An 18703-nucleotide genomic window follows, 5' to 3' on the forward strand; every position below is an offset into this window, starting at 1 on the left:
ATCACGCGCACCCGCGGAGGGAGCGACCTCGCCCTCGCGTTCCGCTCCCAGGGTAAAAAGTTGTGCAGGATGCGCATGGAAAGAGAAGCGTTTGCAAAGCTATATTCAGGTTTGTGGCATCCAACGTTAACGGTGTGAAGCGAATACTCCTGCGCTCGGGGAAGAGTCCTTACGACGTCGTCCCCGTCGAGCGCGCCCTCCATGAGGATGTATTCGCCACCAACTCGGGCAATCTGATCTTCAGCGACGCTGCTCACAAGATCCTGGAGACGCCACGTTCGGAGGTGGTGTCCAACGGCATCGCCACCAGAATCGCCGATGCCGCCCGGATCAACGACGAGTACGACGTCTTCGTCGTCCCGCTCGCCAACGCCTTCCGGCCGTCCTTCGAGCGCCAACTGGAGCGACTGACCCGGCTCATATCGAAGCTGAAGATACCCGTCGTCGTCCCCGGCGTCGGCGCCCAGACCGGCGTCGACTACTCCGCGGACCGGCTGAAGCCGATGCAGCCCACGGTCTACGCGTTCGTCTCCGCCGTACTCGAACACAGCGCCTCCATCGGCGTGCGCGGGGAGTTCACCGAGCGGTATCTGCGGGACATGGGCTTCAGGGACGTGGACGTCATCGGCTGCCCCTCGATGTTCCTGCGCGGCGCCAGCCTCACCGTCCGGGAGGGCGGCGAACCGCTCGGTCCCGGGTCGCGCATCGCCGTCAACGGCTCGCACGACGCGGTGCGCAGACACAAGCTCGGGCAGATCATCGACCGCACCCACGGGCGCTACCCCCACCTCCGGTTCATCGGCCAGAACCTCTCCGACGCGCGGCAGCTGCACTGGCGCGACCTGTCCCACCCGAACGCCGAGCTCACCACCATCCCCACCCACCCCGACCACCCCATGTACGGGGAGGACAAGGTCCGGGTGTACATCGACCCGACCACCTGGATGGAGGATCTGCGGGGCTTCGACTTCTCCTTCGGCTCCCGGATCCACGGCAACATCGCGGCGCTGCTGGCCGGCACACCGGCCACCGTGCTCTGCGGCGACTCCCGGACGCTGGAGCTGTGCCGCTACTTCGAGATCCCGCACCGGATGCTCTCCAAGGTCCCGGCCGACCTCGACCCCGCCGAGCTCCACGCCGAGGCGGACTTCGGCCCGCTGACGCGCAATCACCGGGAGCGGTTCGACCGGTTCGTGAACTTCCTCGACAAGAACGGCCTGGAGAACACCTTCACCCACGGCGACGGCGGCGCGGCCTTCGAGGCGAAGATGAGCAAGCTGGCCTTCCCGCCGGGCGTCCGGCCCTGGACCGGCACGGACGCCGCCGCGACGGCGACGCGGATGAACTGGCTCCAGTCCCAGCTGACGGAGCTCAGCACCGAGAACACCCAGCTCCGGCGGAAGCTCTCGAAGATCTCCCTGGTGCCCTCCCAGCGCTCCACGTACCAGCGCGCCCGCAGCGCCGTGGGAAGGCCCCTCAAGCGCGCACTGCGCCCCTCCCGCTGAGGATCCCGCGACGAGGCCGGTCCGGCAGGACCGGCCTCCGGCCGTACCGGGCCCCGCGGCACCCGGCTCCCCGCCGCGGGTGCCCGGCGCCACGAGCCGGGCGGTATTTTCCGGACACGGCCCAAGGGTTGTCCCGCAATACCCGGCGGGACAACCCTTGGCCCGGCCGGCCATGAAGCTGCACCGGCAGAAGAAACTCTCCCACCGCGCGTTCGACGCGATCCTGAGCGGTGACGCCCGGAGCGTGCAGACTCTGCTGCGCAGCGGAGCGCACCCCGAGAGAAGGAACGGCGACGGCGCCACGCCGCTGTACCTGGCCGCGGCGCAGCGAGGCCGAGGTGGCCCGGCTGCTCATGGAGGCCGGCGCTCTCCCTGACACGGAGAGCGCCGGCACCGGCCCCGCTCGGACATCGAGCACGCCTTGCACTGGTCCGACTGGCACCGCAGACAGCATCAGGCCCGCACCGGCCACTGCAAACGACGAGGCCACGCACCACCAGAAACCGACCCATCGTCACGCAAAAGACCATTGCGGTACTAGAATCTGGGTGTTTGTCCCGGGCTGCCGGGCCCGCATCCGATCCCCACGGAGAGCCGCGCGCATGTCCACTCCCCACGATCCGTACGTCCGGGTGCGCGGCGCCCGTGAGCACAACCTCCAGGACGTCTCGGTCGACATCCCGCGCGACACCCTCACCGTGTTCACCGGGGTCTCGGGGTCCGGCAAGTCCTCCCTCGCGTTCGGGACGATCTACGCCGAGGCCCAGCGCCGCTACTTCGAGTCCGTCGCCCCGTACGCCCGCCGGCTGATCCATCAGGTCGGCGCGCCCGCCGTCGGGGAGGTCACCGGGCTGCCGCCCGCCGTCTCGCTGGAGCAGCGGCGTTCGGCGCCCGGCGCCCGTTCGTCCGTGGGAACGGTCACGACGCTCTCCAACTCCCTGCGCATGCTGTTCTCCCGGGCCGGGAGCTACCCGGCCGGTGCCGAACGGCTCGACTCCGACGCCTTCTCGCCGAACACGGCGGCCGGGGCGTGCCCGGAGTGCCACGGCCTCGGCCGGGTCCACCGAACCACCCAGGAACTCCTCGTCCCCGACCCCTCGCTGTCGATCCGGGAAGGCGCGATCGCCGCCTGGCCCGGGGCGTGGCAGGGCAAGAACCTGCGCGACGTGCTGGACGCGCTGGGCCACGACATCGACCGCCCGTGGCGCGAACTCGACGCCCGGGAACGGGAGTGGATCCTGTTCACCGACGAGCAGCCGGTGGTGACGGTGCATCCGGTGCGGGAGGCCGGGCGCATCCAACGCCCGTACCAGGGCACGTACATGAGCGCCCGCCGCTATGTGATGCACACGTTCGCGGACTCCAGGAGCCGCACCCTGCGGGCCAGGGCCGAGCGGTTCCTGACCAGTGCCCGCTGTCCGGTGTGCGAAGGGGGCCGGCTGCGTCCGGAGGCGCTGGCCGTCACCTTCGCCGGCCGCTCGATCGCGGAACTGGCCGGGCTGCCCCTCACCTCGCTCGCCGGGCTGCTGCGCGCGGCGGGCGGCGACGACACGGCGCGGGTGCTGACGGCGGATCTGCTCGCCCGGATCGAGACGGTCACCGAGCTCGGCCTCGGCTATCTCAGCCTCGACCGCACGGCCCCGACCCTGTCGTCCGGCGAGCTGCAACGGCTGCGCCTCGCCACGCAGTTGCGTTCCGGACTGTTCGGCGTCGTCTACGTGCTGGACGAGCCGTCGGCCGGGCTGCACCCGGCGGACACCCGGTCGCTGCTCGGGGTGCTCGGCCGGCTGAAGGAGGCGGGGAACTCGGTCTTCGTCGTGGAGCACCAGATGGACGTGGTGCGCCGGGCGGACTGGCTGGTCGACGTGGGGCCGCTGGCCGGTGAGCACGGGGGCCGGGTGCTGCACAGCGGTCCCCCGGCCGGGCTGGCGAACGTGCCCGAGTCGGCCACCCGGCGCTTCCTCTTCGGCGAGGGGCCCGCCCCGGCGCGGGAGGTGCGCGAGCCCACCGGCTGGCTGCGGCTGAACGGGGTCGACCGGCACAACGTGCGGGGCGTGGACGCCGCGTTCCCGCTGGGGGTGTTCACCGCCGTCACGGGCGTCTCGGGGTCGGGGAAGTCGACCCTGGTCGGCCAGGTCCTGGCCGGCGCCCTCGCCGACCGGCAGGCACCCGGGGCCGCGGACGCCCCCGTGGAGCACCCCGTGGCCGGGTGCGTGTCGGCGCGGGGGCTGGAGGCGGTGGACCGCCTCGTCCAGGTCGACCAGAGGCCGATCGGCCGCACCCCGCGGTCCAACCTGGCCACGTACACCGGGCTCTTCGACGTGGTGCGGAAGCTGTTCGCCGGGACGGACACGGCCCGCGAGCGCGGGTACCGGGCCGGGCGGTTCTCCTTCAACGTGGCGGGCGGGCGGTGCGAGACCTGCCAGGGCGAGGGGTTCGTCTCCGTGGAGCTGCTCTTCCTGCCCAGTACGTACGCTCCCTGTCCGGACTGTCACGGCGCGCGGTACAACCCGCAGACCCTGGAGGTCACCCTGCGCGGCCTCGACATCGCGCAGGTGCTGGACCTGACGGTGGAGTCGGCGGCCGGTTTCTTCGCCGGGACGCCCGCCGCCGAACGCAGCCTGCGGACGCTGCTCGACGTCGGGCTCGGCTATCTGCGGCTCGGGCAGCCCGCGACGGAGCTGTCCGGCGGCGAGGCCCAGCGGATCAAGCTCGCCACCGAGCTCCAGCGCACCCGCCGGGGCCACACCCTGTACCTGCTGGACGAGCCGACGACCGGGCTGCATCCCGCCGATGTCGAGGTGCTGACCCGGCAGTTGCACGGTCTCGTCGACGCGGGCGACACGGTCGTGGTCGTGGAGCACGACATGGCGGTGGTGGCGGGCGCCGACTGGGTGATCGACCTCGGCCCCGGCGGCGGCGACCGGGGCGGCCGGATCGTGGCCGCGGGAACGCCCACTGAGGTGGCGCGGGCGGCGGAGAGCCGTACGGCCGCGTACCTCGGCGCACACCTCGGCCCGGCCTGACGATCCGCCCCGGCCATCTGCCCGCCCCCGACTCGCCTTCTTACACGCCGAGTTGCCGCATCGGGCAAGCAATGGGGAATGAAACGGCAAAGAACATTGACCACGGCCTGGTCCAGACCAATCATGGGCATGCCTCGCGGCCGCTGTTCGCCGTGCGGCATGTGACCCCGGCCGGGATTCACAGGAACGGGCCGCGCCCCTCCACCGGGCGCGGCAGAGCCGTGCGATCCGCCCTGTTGTCTCACCCCGCTGGGAGCACCCCCATGAGACGTCCAAGAACACTCGGCGCAGTCCTGAGTGTCCTGGCGACGACCGTCGCGTCCGCCGGCCTGGTCCTCGGATCGGGCACCGGCGCGCAGGCCGCCGCGACCGCCGCCACTCCCCTGCCGGCCCATGTCTTCGCCCCGTACTTCGAGTCGTGGAACGGCGACAGCCCGGCCGCGCTCTCGCAGGAGTCCGGCGCCAAGTACCTGACCATGGCCTTCCTCCAGACGGAGGCCCGCGGTTCCTGCACCCCCTACTGGAACGGCGATTCGAGCACGCCCGTCGCCCAGTCCGTGTTCGGCGCCGACTTCACGACCATCCGCTCCCGCGGCGGCGACGTGATCCCGTCGTTCGGCGGCTACACGGCCGACAACGGCGGCACCGAGATCGCCGACAGCTGCACGAGCGTCGACTCCATCGCGGCGGCGTACGAGAAGGTCGTCACGACCTACGACGTGTCCCGCCTCGACATGGACATCGAGGACAACTCGCTGGAGAACAGCGCCGGAATCGACCGCCGCAACAAGGCGATCAAGAAGGTGCAGGACTGGGCCGCCGCCAACGGCCGGCCGCTGCAGATCTCCTACACCCTGCCCACCACCACGAGCGGCCTCGCCGACAGCGGTCTGGCGGTGCTGGAGAACGCCGTGTCCAACGGCACGAAGGTCGACGTCGTGAACCTGATGACGTTCGACTACTACGACGGCGCCCCGCACAACATGGCGCAGGACACCAAGACGGCGATCAGCGGCCTCAAGGACCAGCTCGCCGAGCTGTACCCGTCGAAGACCGACGCACAGCTGTGGGGCATGGCCGGCATCATCGAGATGCCGGGCATCGACGACTACGGTCCCGCCGAGACGTTCACCACGGCCGACGCCCCGGTGGTCCACGACTGGGCCGTTTCCAAGGGCCTCAGCACCCTGTCGTTCTGGGCGCTCCAGCGCGACAACGGCGGCTGCCCCGGCACCGGCGGCAACGACACCTGTTCCGGCATCGCCCAGGACACGTGGTACTTCAGCCACACCTTCGCGCCCTTCACCGGCGGCTCCGGTCCGGTGACGGACGACTACTCGGTGGCCGTCGCGCCCCCTTCGGCCACGGTCGCGCCGGGCGGTTCCACCACGGCGGGCGTGAACACCGCGGTGACCTCCGGCAGTGCGAAGACCGTGGCGCTGACGGTGAGCGGGGCGCCCGCCGGTGTGACGGCGACGCTCGATCCCACCTCGGTCACCGCCGGGGGCGCGTCGAAGCTGACGGTGTCCGCGTCGGACTCCGCCGCGCCGGGAACGTACCGGCTCACGGTGACGGGCGCCTCGGGGGCGCTCAGCCACTCGGCGCTCCTCACCCTGACGGTGTCGGGGCCGGGCGGCGGCACCGGCTCCCTGGTGAACGGGGACTTCGAGTCGGGTGCGCCGGGCCCCTGGAGCTGTCAGCCGGGCGGCTCGGTGGTGTCCACGCCGGTGCACGGCGGTTCGCACGCGCTGGCCCTCGCGGCCACCGCCTCGCAGACGGGCGAGTGCGCACAGGATCTGGTCCTGGCCCCGAACACCACGTACACGCTGAGCGGTTGGCTGCGGGGCGGCTACGGCTACCTCGGGGTGCGGGGCGGCGCCTCGGCCGACACCTGGGGTTCGTCGGGCGATTACACGAAGCGGTCGGTGACCTTCACCACCGGCTCGACCGGCGCGGTGACCGTCTATCTGCACGGCTGGTACGGGCAGGGCACGGTCTACGCCGACGACCTCTCCGTGACGTCCTGATCCTTCCGGACGAGACGTCCCGGCCCCGGGGGTGGGCGGCCCCCGGGACCGGGAACCCGTGCTCCGCGCCGGTCAGCGGCGCACCTTGCGGGTCGCCCGCAGCCACTCCTTGTTCATGGCCGAGATCGAGGGCAGCGGGATGCCCTTCGGGCAGGCCGTGGCGCACTCCCCGGTGAGGGTGCAGCCGCCGAAGCCCTCGCTGTCCATCTGGCCGACCATGTCGAGGACCCGGGTCTCGCGCTCCGGGGCGCCCTGCGGCAGCACGTTGAGATGGTTGATCTTCGCCGAGGTGAAGAGCATCGCCGAGCCGTTGGGGCAGGCGGCGACGCAGGCACCGCAGCCGATGCACTCGGCGTGCTCGAAGGCGAAGTCGGCGTCCGGCTTGGGCACCGGGGTGGCGTGCGCCTCGGGGGCGGTGCCGGTCGGGGCGGAGATGTAGCCGCCCGCCTGGATGATCCGGTCGAAGGCCGAGCGGTCCACGACCAGGTCCTTGACGACCGGGAAGGCGGAGGCGCGCCACGGTTCGACGTCGATCGTGTCTCCGTCCTCGAAGGAGCGCATGTGGAGCTGGCAGGTGGTGGTGCGCTCGGGTCCGTGGGCGTCGCCGTTGATGACGAGGCTGCAGGCTCCGCAGATGCCCTCGCGGCAGTCGTGGTCGAAGGCGACCGGGTCGTCGCCGGCGAGGATGAGTTCCTCGTTGAGGGTGTCGAGCATTTCCAGGAACGACATGTCCTGCGAGATGCCGTCCACCTCGTAGGTGGACATGGCGCCGGGGGCGTCGGCGTTCTTCTGGCGCCAGACGCGCAGGGTGAGCCTCATGCGTAGCTCCGCTGGGTGGGGTGGACGTACTCGAAGACGAGGTCTTCCCTGTGCAGGACGGGGGCCTCGCCGGTGCCGGAGAACTCCCAGGCGGCGGCGTAGGAGAACTCCTCGTCCCGGCGGGCGGCCTCGCCGTCCGGGGTCTGCGACTCCTCGCGGAAGTGGCCTCCGCAGGACTCGGCGCGGTGCAGTGCGTCGAGACACATGAGTTCGGCCAGTTCCAGGTAGTCGACGATGCGGTTGGCCTTCTCCAGGGACTGGTTGAACTCGTCGCCGGTGCCGGGGACCTTGATGCGACGCCAGAACTCCTCGCGGATCCGCGGGATGCGGTCGAGCGCCTTGCGCAGCCCCTCCTCGGTGCGGGCCATTCCGCAGTACTCCCACATGAGTTCGCCGATCTCCCGGTGGAAGGAGTCGGGGGTGCGGTCGCCGTCGACGGAGAGCAGCAGGTTGAGCCGGTCCTCGGTGTCGGCGACGGCCTCCTCCACGGCGGGGTGCGAGGCGTCGATCTCGTCGTGGTGCGGATTGCGGGCCAGGTAGTCGTTGATGGTGGAGGGCAGGACGAAGTAGCCGTCGGCGAGGCCCTGCATCAGCGCGGAGGCACCGAGCCGGTTGGCGCCGTGGTCGGAGAAGTTGGCCTCGCCGATCGCGAAGAGGCCGGGGACGGTGGTCTGGAGGTCGTAGTCGACCCAGAGGCCGCCCATCGTGTAGTGCACGGCGGGGTAGATCCGCATCGGGGTCTCGTACGGGTTCTCCGCGGTGATCCGCGCGTACATGTCGAAGAGGTTGCCGTACTTCTCCTCGACCCCGCTCCGGCCCATCCGCCGGATGGCCTCGGCGAAGTCCAGGTAGACGCCCTGCCCGCCGGGGCCGACGCCGCGGCCCTCGTCGCAGACGTTCTTCGCGGCGCGGGAGGCGATGTCCCGGGGCACGAGGTTGCCGAAGGAGGGGTAGAGGCGCTCCAGGTAGTAGTCGCGCTCGTCCTCGGGGATGTCGTTCGCGGGGCGGTCGTCGCCCTTGGCCTTCGGGACCCAGATCCGGCCGTCGTTGCGCAGCGACTCGCTCATCAGCGTCAGCTTGGACTGGTGGTCGCCGGTGCGCGGGATGCAGGTGGGGTGGATCTGGGTGAAGCAGGGGTTGGCGAACCAGGCGCCCCTGCGGTGGGCCCGCCAGACGGCGGTGGCGTTGGAGTTCATGGCGTTCGTCGACAGGTAGAAGACGTTGCCGTAGCCGCCGCTGGCCAGGACGACCGCGTCGGCGAAGTAGGTGTCGATCTTCCCGGTGACCAGGTCGCGGGCGACGATGCCGCGGGCCTTTCCGTCGACGACGATCAGGTCGAGCATCTCGGTGCGGGCGTGGAGTTCGACGTTGCCCGCGGCAATCTGCCTCGACAGCGCCTGGTAGGCGCCGAGGAGCAGTTGCTGTCCGGTCTGGCCGCGGGCGTAGAAGGTGCGGGAGACCTGGACGCCGCCGAAGGAGCGGTTGTCGAGGAGGCCGCCGTACTCACGGGCGAAGGGGACGCCCTGGGCGACGCACTGGTCGATGATCTCGACGGAGATCTGGGCGAGCCGGTGGACGTTGGACTCGCGGGCGCGGAAGTCGCCGCCCTTGACCGTGTCGTAGAAGAGGCGGTGGATGGAGTCGCCGTCGTTGCGGTAGTTCTTCGCGGCGTTGATGCCGCCCTGGGCGGCGACGGAGTGGGCGCGGCGGGGCGAGTCCTGGAAGCAGAACTGGACGACGTGGTAGCCCTGTTCGGCGAGGGTCGCGCCAGCCGATCCACCGGCGAGGCCGGTGCCGACGACGATGACGGTGTGCTTGCGGCGGTTGGCCGGGTTGACCAGTCTGGCCTGGAAGCGGCGGGTGTCCCAGCGTTCGGCCACGGGGCCCGCGGGGGCCTTGGTGTCGACGACGGGCGCGCCCGTCTCGTAGTGCGTGTAGTCGGTCATGTCAGCTCACGACTCCGGTCATGACGGCGACGGGTACGGAGATGAAGCCCAGCGTCAGTACCAGGGCGAGGGCGTCGGCGAGGGCCTTGAGGGCCCGGTCCCGGGTCGCGTTGCCCGCGCCGAGGGTCTGGGCGGCGCTCCAGAAGCCGTGCCGGACGTGGAACCCGAGGGCGAGCACGGCGGCGATGTAGACCGTGTTGCCGTACCAGGTGGAGAAGGTGTCGACGACGTTCTGGTAGGGGTGTCCGGGCTGGAAGCCGCCGGGGTGCGCGGTGCCCGTCGTCAGGTCGAGGATGTGCCAGACGATGAACAGGCCGAGGATGATCCCGCCCCAGCGCATGGTGCGGGTGGCGTAGCCGGCGCGCGGTCTGCGGTGCACGTACTTGGTGGGGCGCGCCCTGATGTCGCGACGGCTCAGCTGGTACGCGGAGACGGCGTGCAGCACCACGGCGGCGACGAGCACGAGGCGGACGATCCACAGGGCCCACTCGTAGTGCAGGAAGGGCTCCCCCAGGGTCCGCAGCCAGTGCGCGTAGTGGTTGAACTCGCCGGCCCCGAAGAAGATCTTCAGGTTGCCGAGCATGTGGACAACCAGGTAGAGGAGCATGATCAGGCCGCTCACGGCCATGACCGTCTTCTTGCCGACGGACGAGTCCCAGATCGTGCGTGCCATGGACGGCCGTCGGTCCGTCCGCGTTGCCAATGCCATGAGCACGACGCTAGGGCCGAAGGGCCCCATCAGTCCAAGACATGGAATGGCTCATCTTCATAGGATGGGGCTATCGTGATCGGTCGAGGTGAGCCTATGCAATTCCAGCAGCTGATGTACTTCGTCGCCGTGGCCGAGACCCGGCACTTCACCCGGGCCGCCGAGGCGGTGCACGTCTCGCAGCCCTCGCTCTCCCAGCAGATCAGGGCCTTGGAGAACGAGCTGGGGGCGGAGCTGTTCAGCCGGGCCCGGGGCAACATCGCGCTCACCGACGCGGGCGAGGCGCTGCTGCCACTGGCCCGCCGGATCCTCGCGGACGCCGACACCGCCCGCCACGAGGTGCAGGAGCTGGCGCAGCTGCGCCGCGGGCGGGTCCGGCTCGGGGCGACGCCCAGCCTCTGCACGGGCCTGCTCCCCGACGTGCTGCGCGCCTTCCACGACCGGCATCCGGGGATCCGGCTGCTGCTGGAGGAGGGCGGCTCGCTCGACCTCGTACGGGGGCTGGCGCGCGGTGCGCTCGATCTCGCCCTGGTGGTGCTGCCGCTGCCCGCCGCCTCCCCCGCGCTCACCACGGTCGAGCTGCTCCGGGAGGACCTGGTCGTGGTGTCGTCCGCCCGGGGGCCGCGGCCCGGACGGGGCGGGCGCGTGCGGATCGCCGACCTCCAGGGGGAGCCCCTGGTGATGTTCCGGCACGGCTACGACCTGCGGGAACTGACGGTCGCCGCCTGCCGGGCGGAGGGCTTCGAGCCGTCGTTCACGGTGGAGGGCGGCGAGATGGACGCGGTGCTCGGGTTCGTCCGGGCCGGGCTCGGCATCGCGGTGGTGCCCAGCATGGTCGCCGGGCGGTTCGGCCACGAGCTGCGGACCACGCCGCTGGCCCGCCCCGGACTGCGGCGCACGATCGCGCTCGCGCACCGCAGCGACGTGGCTCCGCCGCGTGCGGCACGCGAACTGCAGCGGGTGCTGCTCGCCACCCGGAAGGACTGACCCGGCGTCGCCGGCCGACGGGGGCGCCGTTCCGCTCCCCGCCGACCGATGGGGCCCGCGCGGTCGGAGTGCCCGGCCGTGGGGAGCCCCGGGGCCTCACACCGCGTCGGCCAGCACCAGCGAGTGGATCCGGTCGGGCGCTCCGGGCCTGGCGTAGTACCAGCCCTGGGCCGTGTCGCACCCCAGCTTGCGCAGCTGCTCGGCCTGCGCCCCGGTCTCCACCCCCTCCACCGTGACGGCGAGGTCCAGGCTGTGCGCCAGCGAGACGATCCCCTCGACGATCTTCAGGTCGACCGGATCCGCCGGCTGCTGCTGCATGCCCATCGTGAAGGAGCGGTCCAGCTTGAGCACGCTCACCGGAAGCCTGCGCAGATTCGCCAGGTTCGAGTACCCGGTGCCGAAGTCGTCGAGCGCTATGTCGACGCCCATCTCGGCCAGCTGCCGCAGCGGCTTGAGCAGGTCCTCGTCCGCGCCGATGAGCGCGGACTCGGTGACCTCCAGGCACAGCGCCCCGGGTTCGAGCCCCGAGCGCTCCAGTACGTCGACGGTCTCGGCGACCAGCCGCGGATGGTGCAGCTGGGTCGGTGAGAGGTTGACGTTGATGCGCAGCGGTCCGCCGTCGGTGTGCCGCTCCTGCCAGAAGTTGGCCTGCCGGACGGACTCCTCCAGCACCCAGCGGCCCAGCGGCACGATCAGGCCGGTGTGCTCGGCGAGCGGGATGAACTTGTCCGGGCCGAGCACCCCGTGCTGCGGGTGGCACCAGCGCACCAGCGCCTCCGCGCCGTGCACCGTGCCGTCGTCGAGGTGCACGAGCGGCTGGTACTCGATGAAGAACTCGCCGCGCTCCAGTGCGGCGGGCAGCGCGGTGGTCAGCCCGTGCCGCGTGATGGCGCGGGCGTCCGCCTCCGCGTCGGCGAACTCGAACCGGTTGCCGCCCGCCCCCTTGGCCCGGTACATGGTGATGTCGGCGCTGCGCAGCACCTCGGCGGCGCCGCGTTCGCCCGCCAGTCCCTCGACGACGCCGATGGAGCCACGTACGGTCAGCTCGCGGCCTTCGAGCCGGACGGGGGTGCCGAGCGCGTTGAGGATGCGGCAGGCCAGTTCGGTGACCTCCGTCTCGGTCTCGTGGCCGGTGATCAGGGCCACGAACTCGTCGCCGCCGAGCCTGGCGACCATCTCGCCGGGCGCGGTCGCGCAGCTCTGCAGCCGGTCGGCCACCTCGACCAGCAGCCGGTCGCCCGACGCGTGCCCGAGGCTGTCGTTGATCGCCTTGAAGCCGTCCAGGTCGAGATAGCACAGACCGAAGCGGCTGCCGTCGTCGGCGGAGAGCGCCTTCTCCAGCCGCTCGAAGAACAGCGTCCGGTTGGGCAGTCCGGTGAGCGCGTCGTGGGTGGCCTCGTACCGCAGCCGCAGGTTCAGCAGCCTGCGTTCCGTGGTGTCCTCCATCAGCGCCAGCTGGTACTCCGGATTCCCCTCGGCGTCGCGCAGCAACGACACCGTCAGATTGGTCCACAGCACGGTGCCGTCGTTGCGGTAGTACGGCTTCTCGACCCGGTAGTGCTCGCGTTCGCCGCGCACCAGCTCGTTGTAGTACTTCCAGACGTACGGCGCGTCCTCGGGGTGGACCCATTCGGTGACCTTGCGGCTGCGCACGTGGTTGTCGAGGCCGCCGAACATCCGGGTGAGGGTCTCGTTGACCTCCAGCAGGTTGCCGTCCAGGTCGGCGATGCTGATCCCGATGGCGGCGTCCTTGAAGACGGCGCGGAACCGCGCCTCCGTCGCGTGCAGCGCCTGTTCGGCGTCGGAGCGGGCGGTGAGCGCCGAACGCGCGATGGCCTCCTGCTCGGCGAGGGTGCGCTGGCGCAGCGCGTCGGTGAAACCGCCGGCCAGAGCGTGCTGCATCCGGGCGCAGCGGGCCCTGCCGTCCTCGGTGGGCAGTGCCGTCGGGCCGTTGCCGCCGCAGTACAGCACCAGGTACGAGTCGATGACGCCGAGTGTGCTGCTGAGCGCGTCCGGGTCCGTGCAGTGCGCGGCGACGAGGGCGGCGCCCACCTCGCCCGCGGGAGCCGGGTCGAAGGACCGTTCGTGCAGGATGTCGCTGAGCCTGCGGGCCAGGGGCAGCAGATGCCGCTCGAACTCCGGGCGCGTCAGGGAGGTGGCCGTCGAGGGGAAGATGGCCCGGCTCCAGATGGTGGCGAATCTTCGGAGCCGGCCCTCGGGCCCGTCGGGCTCCGTGTCCGGTACGCCGGACGGCTGGGCGGGAATGCTCACGCCTTGCGTCCCACTCCCGCGAAGCCCGAGAAGGCGAACGGATTCTCCTGTTCCGCCACCACCGGGGTCTCCGGCCGCCAGTACGGCATCGGCACGAGTCCGGGCTCGACCATCTCGTACCCCTCGAAGAAGCGCGTGACCTCGTCACGGGACCGCATGACGAGGGGGTTGCGGATGTCCTCGTAGACCCCGACCACGCCGCCCGCCTCCTCCCGGCTGAGCGGAACCCCCTCGTACGAGGCGTGCGTGATGACGACGAGACTGCCGGGGGCGAGTGCCTCGCGCAACTCGGCGACCGCGGCCTGCGGCCCGTCGGCGTCCTCGAGGAAGTGGAGCACGGCGACGAGCAGCAGGGCCACCGGGCGGTCCAGGTCGAGCAGTCCGGAGACCTCCGGGCTCTTCACGATCTCCTGGGGGCTGCGCAGGTCCGCGGCGGCGATCACCGCCCGGTCGTTGCCCTCCAGCACGGCCTTGCTGTGTGCGACCGCGACCGGGTCGTGGTCGACGTACGCCACCCGTGCCCCGGGGTCGGCCGCCTGGGCGATTTCGTGAACATTGCCGAAGGTCGGTATTCCGGAGCCGATGTCCAGGAACTGGCTGATGCCCTCGCCGACCGCGTAATGGACGGCTCTGCGCATGAAGGCGCGGTTCGCCTGCATGATCTTGGGGAGTCCCGGCATGAACTCCATGGCCTTGCGCGCCGCTTCCCGGTCCACCTCGAAATTGTGCGATCCGCCCAGATAGAAGTCGTACATGCGGGACACGCTCGGCACTGTGATGTCTATGCCTTGCGGTGCCCAGGCGGGACGCTCCATCGATGTCTCCAACAAGTCGCCACGGCGATCCGGCCATGTTCATGGTCAGTGTTGTCCAGAGGCTACTGATCGTCCGCCAGGAGAGCGAGTGGAAACGGAAATTACCCGTCCGTTATTGGTCACACATCAGTGGCATGTGCAACCGGTCAGTCGCTACCCGTGACATTCGGCGGCGAACACCCCTTCCGGGAAGGCTTTGCCCACTGCGGGAGGAGTCCGCCACATCGACACCGGAGGGCCCCTCGTGACATGTGCCCGCGGCGCCCGCATCATTGCCATCCCGGTTTCACGTTACCGCCCCCGTTTCGGTTCACCGAAAAAGGTCCGGACCAGTCGACCGTCATCGGCCCGCACCCGAGTTCACCGGGGGCGTCGCGGATGCCGAACCCTTTGCCGGTGGCGATGCGACGGCATTCTCCGCCGCCGGGGCAACCTCCTTTCCTCACGGGCGATTTGACCGGTGGGACGGAGGCGCCCGTGAAATCGCCGGTCACCCGGATCCGACGCCGGAGGGCGGAGCGCCCCCGCGCGCGGGAGCCGTCCGCCGGAGCCCCGCCCCGACCGCCTTCGGCCCGGCACTCCGGACGGCCGCCTTCGCTCGATCGCCTTCGCAATCCACCCCGGGCGGGCACCGGCCGTTCCCGCCGCCGGAGGGCCGGGTTCCGCCACCCGCTTCCACTCCGTCGACGAGGTCGGCAGCGGCGGTGCGAGCGAGGCGCACCCCGGCGTTTCGCGTCAACTTACGTACGCGCCTGCTCAGTTGTTCCGACCACTCCCATCACCCCGGCACCGCACCGGAGCACCGCCTCCCACGTCGCACAACGCGGTCAAAAGCCCTTCCCCCGGCCGCAAACCCGGGCCGTGCGATGTCCCCACCATCAGGCGAACCCGACGCTTTCCCGGCGTGTCCCGCGAGCGGCCGGAACATGCTCGCCGTCGTGTACGGATCACTCATAGGACGGCTCACGGCAGCCGTCGCACTGCTGTGGCTGCTGAGCACCCCGGCACCGGCAGCGGCGGACAGCTGCGCGTACGCCCACACCGGTGAGGACGGCGGGAGTTGGGCGGTCTCCGTGTCCGGCACCGGCCCCTGCCGGACGGGCCCGGTGACCGAGTCGCCCCCACCTCCGACACCGCGTCCACCAACTCCTTCCCCGCCCCCGCCCGAGCCCTCACCACCGCCACCACCGCCTCCTTTGCCCCCGCCCGCTCCACGGCCCGCCCCGCCCGCGCCGTCCCTGACCCCACGACCGGAACCGGAGCCCGTGGCACCGTCCCCCGTCCTCCCGTCCCCGCCCCCTCCTCCGTCCTCCCCGCCGCCCTCGCCCTCCGCGCGTCCCACGCCCGCCTCGTCCCGCCCCGTGGCACTTCCCACCTATCGCAAGCCACCGCGCAAGGTCCCCAGGCGCGGCACCTCCCTGGTCGCTCTCACCCTGCTGATCACGGCGCCCGCGGTGTTCGCCGTCGCCGTCCTGCGTCCCCGCTCCCGCTGACCTCCGGAGAAGACTCGTGTCGGAATGGCTTGTTCTCGCCCTCGCCATGGCCGCGGCCAGTGCCGTCGTCCTGACCATCGCCGTGCTCAACAACCGTCGGGTCGGGGAGGACGACGACCCGTCCGAGACCCCCGACGTCATCGAGTACATGACGATGATGATCGGCGTGGTCTACGCAATCGTGCTGGGCCTCGCCATCGCGGGCGTCTGGGAGGGGCGCGGCGCCGCCCAGGAGTACGTGCGCCAGGAGGCCCAGGCGCTGCACGAGGTGAAGGCCCGCTCCGCCGTCTACCCGGCCGAGGTGCGCACCCGCATCCGCGCCGATGTCGACGCCTACGTCCGCCATGTCGTGGACGACGAATGGCGGTCGATGAGCGAGCACGGCACGCTCACCGCCGAAGGAGCCCGGCTCCTGGACCGGGTGCGCACCGACGTCACCCGGTACCGGCCCGCGAACGACCACGAGGGGCAGGCGTACCAGCCGTTGGTCGACGAGGTGGCCGCGGCCGACGACGCGCGCAGCGCACGCGGCCAGAGCGCGGGGGCGACCATGCCGGGCGTGGTCTGGTTCGGCCTGGTCATCGGGGCTCTGGTGACCGTTGGCATGATCTTCACGTTGCAGATCCGCAGAAGTTTCCGCGAACTGCTGCTGGCCGGTTTCTTCAGCGTTCTGATCGCCTTTCTGCTCTTCCTGATCTGGGATTTCGACACCCCCTTCGGACGGGGTCTCTCGGCCACCGCCGCACCGTTCCTCGATCTGTTCCCGGAAGCGGCGGGCGGGCGATGACACGGCGTGCGCCGCTCGGGCGAAACCGGTGCCCCGGGCGGCGCACCCCGATCGCGAGCGGAATGCGCGACTCCTAGCGTTCGGCAAGTCGAGGCGCATTTCTGATGCTTTGTGGAAAACCGTTCCGCACATGCACCTCGGGGAACCGGAGGATTCACCCATGCCCGCAATACCTGTCGCACCCGTCGCCCTGCTCGGCGCCGCCGCTCTCGTTCTGACCGCTCCGGCCGCAATCGCGTACGCAGCGTCGTCGGGGGGCGCGGCCTCCGCGACCGGATACACCGTCACTTCGTCGGTGATCGCGCCGGAAGGCCAGGTCGCCCTGGCTGCCCGGGGGTGCTCCACAATCGCAACCGCCGGCTCGGGCGTTTTCGACACCGTCACCATTCCCGGAGGTGGATCCGTGGCGGCCACGGTCGACTGGGACGCGAGATCCGGCGCCTCCCACGAGGTGACGTTCAACTGCAACGCGCCACCCGGCTCCACGGCGAAGGCCCGCCTCACGATCGCCGCGGCCTCCGGCGCGCCGAGTACCGGTTCCACAGTCGCCCCGGCCGGTGTACGGGGCGGTATCGGCGACGGCATCCCGAGCACCGCGGAACTCGCCGCCGGAACGGTGCTGGCGGTGGCCGCGGCCACCGGTGCCGTCCACCTGGCGCGCCGCCACCGGGAGGGCCGCTCGCACTGACGGCAGGGGCAGTGCGAGCGAAAGTCGCCCCGGGTCCTGGACGACAGGACCCGGGGCGACGGGCGTGCCGGGCCGGGGAGGCGTCGTTCCGGGCCCGGAACCGGCACGCGTTCAGCGGCGCTGCGGCACCGTGATCCGGTAGCCCTCGTCGAGCAGTTCGGGAAGGTACCGGCGCAGCGCCGCCACGCTCTGCGAACGATCGCCTCCCGCGTCGTGCGAGAGCACGACGACGCCGGGCGCCGCCCCCTCCCGGACCCTGCGGACGATGGTGCCGGTACCGGGTTCGGTCCAGTCCAGGGTGTCGACGGTCCAGGCCATGGGCTCCATCCCCAGGGCGGCGCCGATCTCGAAGGAGTCGCGGTTCCACGCCCCGTACGGCGCCCGGTACCAGAGCGGCGCGGCGCCGGTGAGCTTCTCGATCACCTCGCTGGTGGGGCCGAGTTCGTCCCGGACGCCCGCCCGGGAGAGCCCGGTGACCAGGGGGTGGGTCCAGGAGTGGTTGCCGATGGTGTGGCCGTCCTCGGCGATGGCCCGCACCAGGTCCCGGTTGTCGTTGGCCATTTCCCCGCAGAGGAAGAACATCGCGCGGACGTCGTACTCGCGCAGCGTGGCGAGGATGTGCGGGGTGTGGAGCGGGTCCGGGCCGTCGTCGAAGGTGAGGACCATGGCGTGCCCGATCTCGGGCAGCTCCTCGAAGGGCCGGGTGCGGACCGGGGGCGCCGAGGGCCGGAAACGGGGCGGGGTGCCCGCGGTCATGGGCCGGAGCCGGTACGAGGCGGGCCGGGGCCGGAGGGCCGCCGACGGTCCGGCCGCCCCGGCCCGTGCCGGTGCGGATTCCCGGAACGGCGCCCCGGCCGGATCCGCGGCGATCATGTGCACGGCGGCGGCCGTGCCGAGTCCGGTGGCCAGGCGCAGCAGCGCTCTGCGCCCCGGAAGCCTCTGATCATTTTTCATGACCAACAGCTCGCACGATGGGCGGGCGTGTCCCGGCCGACGACACCGGGGGCGGAGGTTTTTGCACCCAATGGAGGGATCGCCGGTGGGGCAACCGGCAGCTTTGCCCCCCTGGCCGTGCCGCAGCCCGGTCGGGGGGCGGGGCCCCACAGCGGATAGCCTCACTGCCGTGACAGAACCGCAGCCTCATGAGTTCGAACGTGGCACGGACGGACCGAAAGTGATCGTCGCCGGCATCGACGGGTCCGAGTCCTCCATGCGTGCCGCGGCCTACGCGGCAGGGCTGGCCCGCCGCCAGGGAGCCATGCTCGCCCTCGTCTACGTCCAGCCCGTGCTGCCCGCCGGGGCGGCGCTCGGCGCACCGGTCGCCGATACGACCGGCGAGGTCGCGGAGGGGCTGGTGAGCGAGATCCGGGAGGCGACCCGGCGGATGAAGGACGTGTGGAACGTGCGCTGGGAGTTCCACACCTCCCGCGGTGACCCCTACAACGGGCTCGTGACCGCGGCGAACGAGCTGAAGGCGGACGCCGTCGTGGTGGGCGCGTCGGAGTCGGCCGGGCACCGGTTCGTCGGCTCGGTGGCGATCCGGCTGGTGAAGGCGGGACGTTGGCCCGTAACGGTGGTCCCCTGAATCTTGCGGAATCCTTCCTTCCGCCAAACGGCACGCCTTCTTTCG

General features: G+C 71.2%; 14 protein-coding genes. 8 read left to right on the plus strand and 6 right to left on the minus strand.

Annotated elements, in window-relative coordinates:
* Positions 1-134 precede the first annotated feature (134 nt).
* The 3 genes from ACWCXX_RS25895 to ACWCXX_RS25905 all read left to right on the plus strand — a co-directional run bounded on the left by ACWCXX_RS25895 (position 135) and on the right by ACWCXX_RS25905 (position 6558).
* Positions 135-1505: a polysaccharide pyruvyl transferase family protein gene (locus ACWCXX_RS25895; RefSeq protein WP_451131160.1), complete on the plus strand. Its 1371-nt coding sequence runs from the start codon at positions 135-137 to the stop codon at positions 1503-1505.
* Between the two features lie 602 nt (positions 1506-2107).
* Complete coding sequence (locus tag ACWCXX_RS25900) at positions 2108-4531, plus strand: ABC transporter (RefSeq protein WP_451131162.1); 2424 nt, start codon at positions 2108-2110, stop codon at positions 4529-4531.
* A 263-nt stretch (positions 4532-4794) separates the two neighbouring features.
* Positions 4795-6558 (plus strand): glycosyl hydrolase family 18 protein, encoded by a 1764-nt coding sequence (locus ACWCXX_RS25905; RefSeq protein ID WP_451131164.1) that lies wholly within the window; start codon positions 4795-4797, stop codon positions 6556-6558.
* Positions 6559-6630: 72 nt separating this feature from the next.
* Here ACWCXX_RS25905 and ACWCXX_RS25910 read toward each other — a convergent pair whose 3' ends face one another.
* Genes ACWCXX_RS25910 through ACWCXX_RS25920 form a run of 3 tightly spaced genes read right to left on the minus strand, consistent with a single transcriptional unit; the run spans position 6631 to position 10032 of the window.
* The gene (locus ACWCXX_RS25910; RefSeq protein ID WP_451131166.1) at positions 6631-7377 is read right to left on the minus strand and encodes a succinate dehydrogenase/fumarate reductase iron-sulfur subunit; all 747 of its coding nucleotides are present in this window, start codon (positions 7375-7377) and stop codon (positions 6631-6633) included.
* Entirely contained in the window at positions 7374-9323 is a 1950-nt protein-coding gene (locus tag ACWCXX_RS25915) for a fumarate reductase/succinate dehydrogenase flavoprotein subunit (protein ID WP_451131168.1), read from the minus strand. Before ACWCXX_RS25915 ends, ACWCXX_RS25910 begins: the two co-directional genes overlap by 4 nt.
* A gap of 1 nt (position 9324) precedes the next feature.
* Entirely contained in the window at positions 9325-10032 is a 708-nt protein-coding gene (locus ACWCXX_RS25920) for a succinate dehydrogenase (RefSeq protein WP_451131170.1), read from the minus strand.
* Between the two features lie 96 nt (positions 10033-10128).
* Here ACWCXX_RS25920 and ACWCXX_RS25925 point away from each other — a divergent pair, with 96 nt between their 5' ends.
* A complete protein-coding gene (locus tag ACWCXX_RS25925) occupies positions 10129-11019 on the plus strand; it encodes a LysR family transcriptional regulator (protein ID WP_451131172.1) in 891 nt (296 codons plus the stop codon).
* A 96-nt stretch (positions 11020-11115) separates the two neighbouring features.
* Here the strand turns inward: ACWCXX_RS25925 and ACWCXX_RS25930 are convergent, their stop codons facing one another.
* Positions 11116-13290: a putative bifunctional diguanylate cyclase/phosphodiesterase gene (locus tag ACWCXX_RS25930; protein ID WP_451131174.1), complete on the minus strand. Its 2175-nt coding sequence runs from the start codon at positions 13288-13290 to the stop codon at positions 11116-11118.
* A complete protein-coding gene (locus ACWCXX_RS25935; protein WP_451131176.1) occupies positions 13287-14105 on the minus strand; it encodes an SAM-dependent methyltransferase in 819 nt (272 codons plus the stop codon). The genes ACWCXX_RS25930 and ACWCXX_RS25935 overlap by 4 nt, the downstream gene beginning before the upstream one ends.
* Before the next feature lie 1361 nt (positions 14106-15466).
* Between ACWCXX_RS25935 and ACWCXX_RS25940 the strand changes: the two genes are divergently transcribed.
* The 3 genes from ACWCXX_RS25940 to ACWCXX_RS25950 all read left to right on the plus strand — a co-directional run bounded on the left by ACWCXX_RS25940 (position 15467) and on the right by ACWCXX_RS25950 (position 17073).
* Positions 15467-15598, plus strand: coding sequence for a hypothetical protein (locus tag ACWCXX_RS25940; RefSeq protein ID WP_451131178.1), 132 nt, complete (start codon positions 15467-15469; stop codon positions 15596-15598).
* 16 nt (positions 15599-15614) lie between these two features.
* Positions 15615-16385 (plus strand): bestrophin-like domain, encoded by a 771-nt coding sequence (locus tag ACWCXX_RS25945; RefSeq protein ID WP_451131180.1) that lies wholly within the window; start codon positions 15615-15617, stop codon positions 16383-16385.
* Between the two features lie 160 nt (positions 16386-16545).
* Positions 16546-17073 carry a hypothetical protein gene (locus ACWCXX_RS25950; protein WP_451131182.1) on the plus strand — a complete coding sequence of 176 codons (528 nt, stop codon included), beginning with the start codon at positions 16546-16548 and terminating at the stop codon, positions 17071-17073.
* A gap of 111 nt (positions 17074-17184) precedes the next feature.
* On the opposite strand, the gene ACWCXX_RS25955 is transcribed toward ACWCXX_RS25950, so the two are convergent.
* Positions 17185-18027 (minus strand): polysaccharide deacetylase family protein, encoded by an 843-nt coding sequence (locus ACWCXX_RS25955; RefSeq protein ID WP_451131184.1) that lies wholly within the window; start codon positions 18025-18027, stop codon positions 17185-17187.
* Between the two features lie 169 nt (positions 18028-18196).
* Between ACWCXX_RS25955 and ACWCXX_RS25960 the strand changes: the two genes are divergently transcribed.
* The gene (locus tag ACWCXX_RS25960; RefSeq protein WP_451131186.1) at positions 18197-18658 is read left to right on the plus strand and encodes a universal stress protein; all 462 of its coding nucleotides are present in this window, start codon (positions 18197-18199) and stop codon (positions 18656-18658) included.
* Positions 18659-18703 lie beyond the last annotated feature (45 nt).

The sequence above is a fragment of the Streptomyces sp. NPDC001732 genome (genome assembly GCF_053596315.1).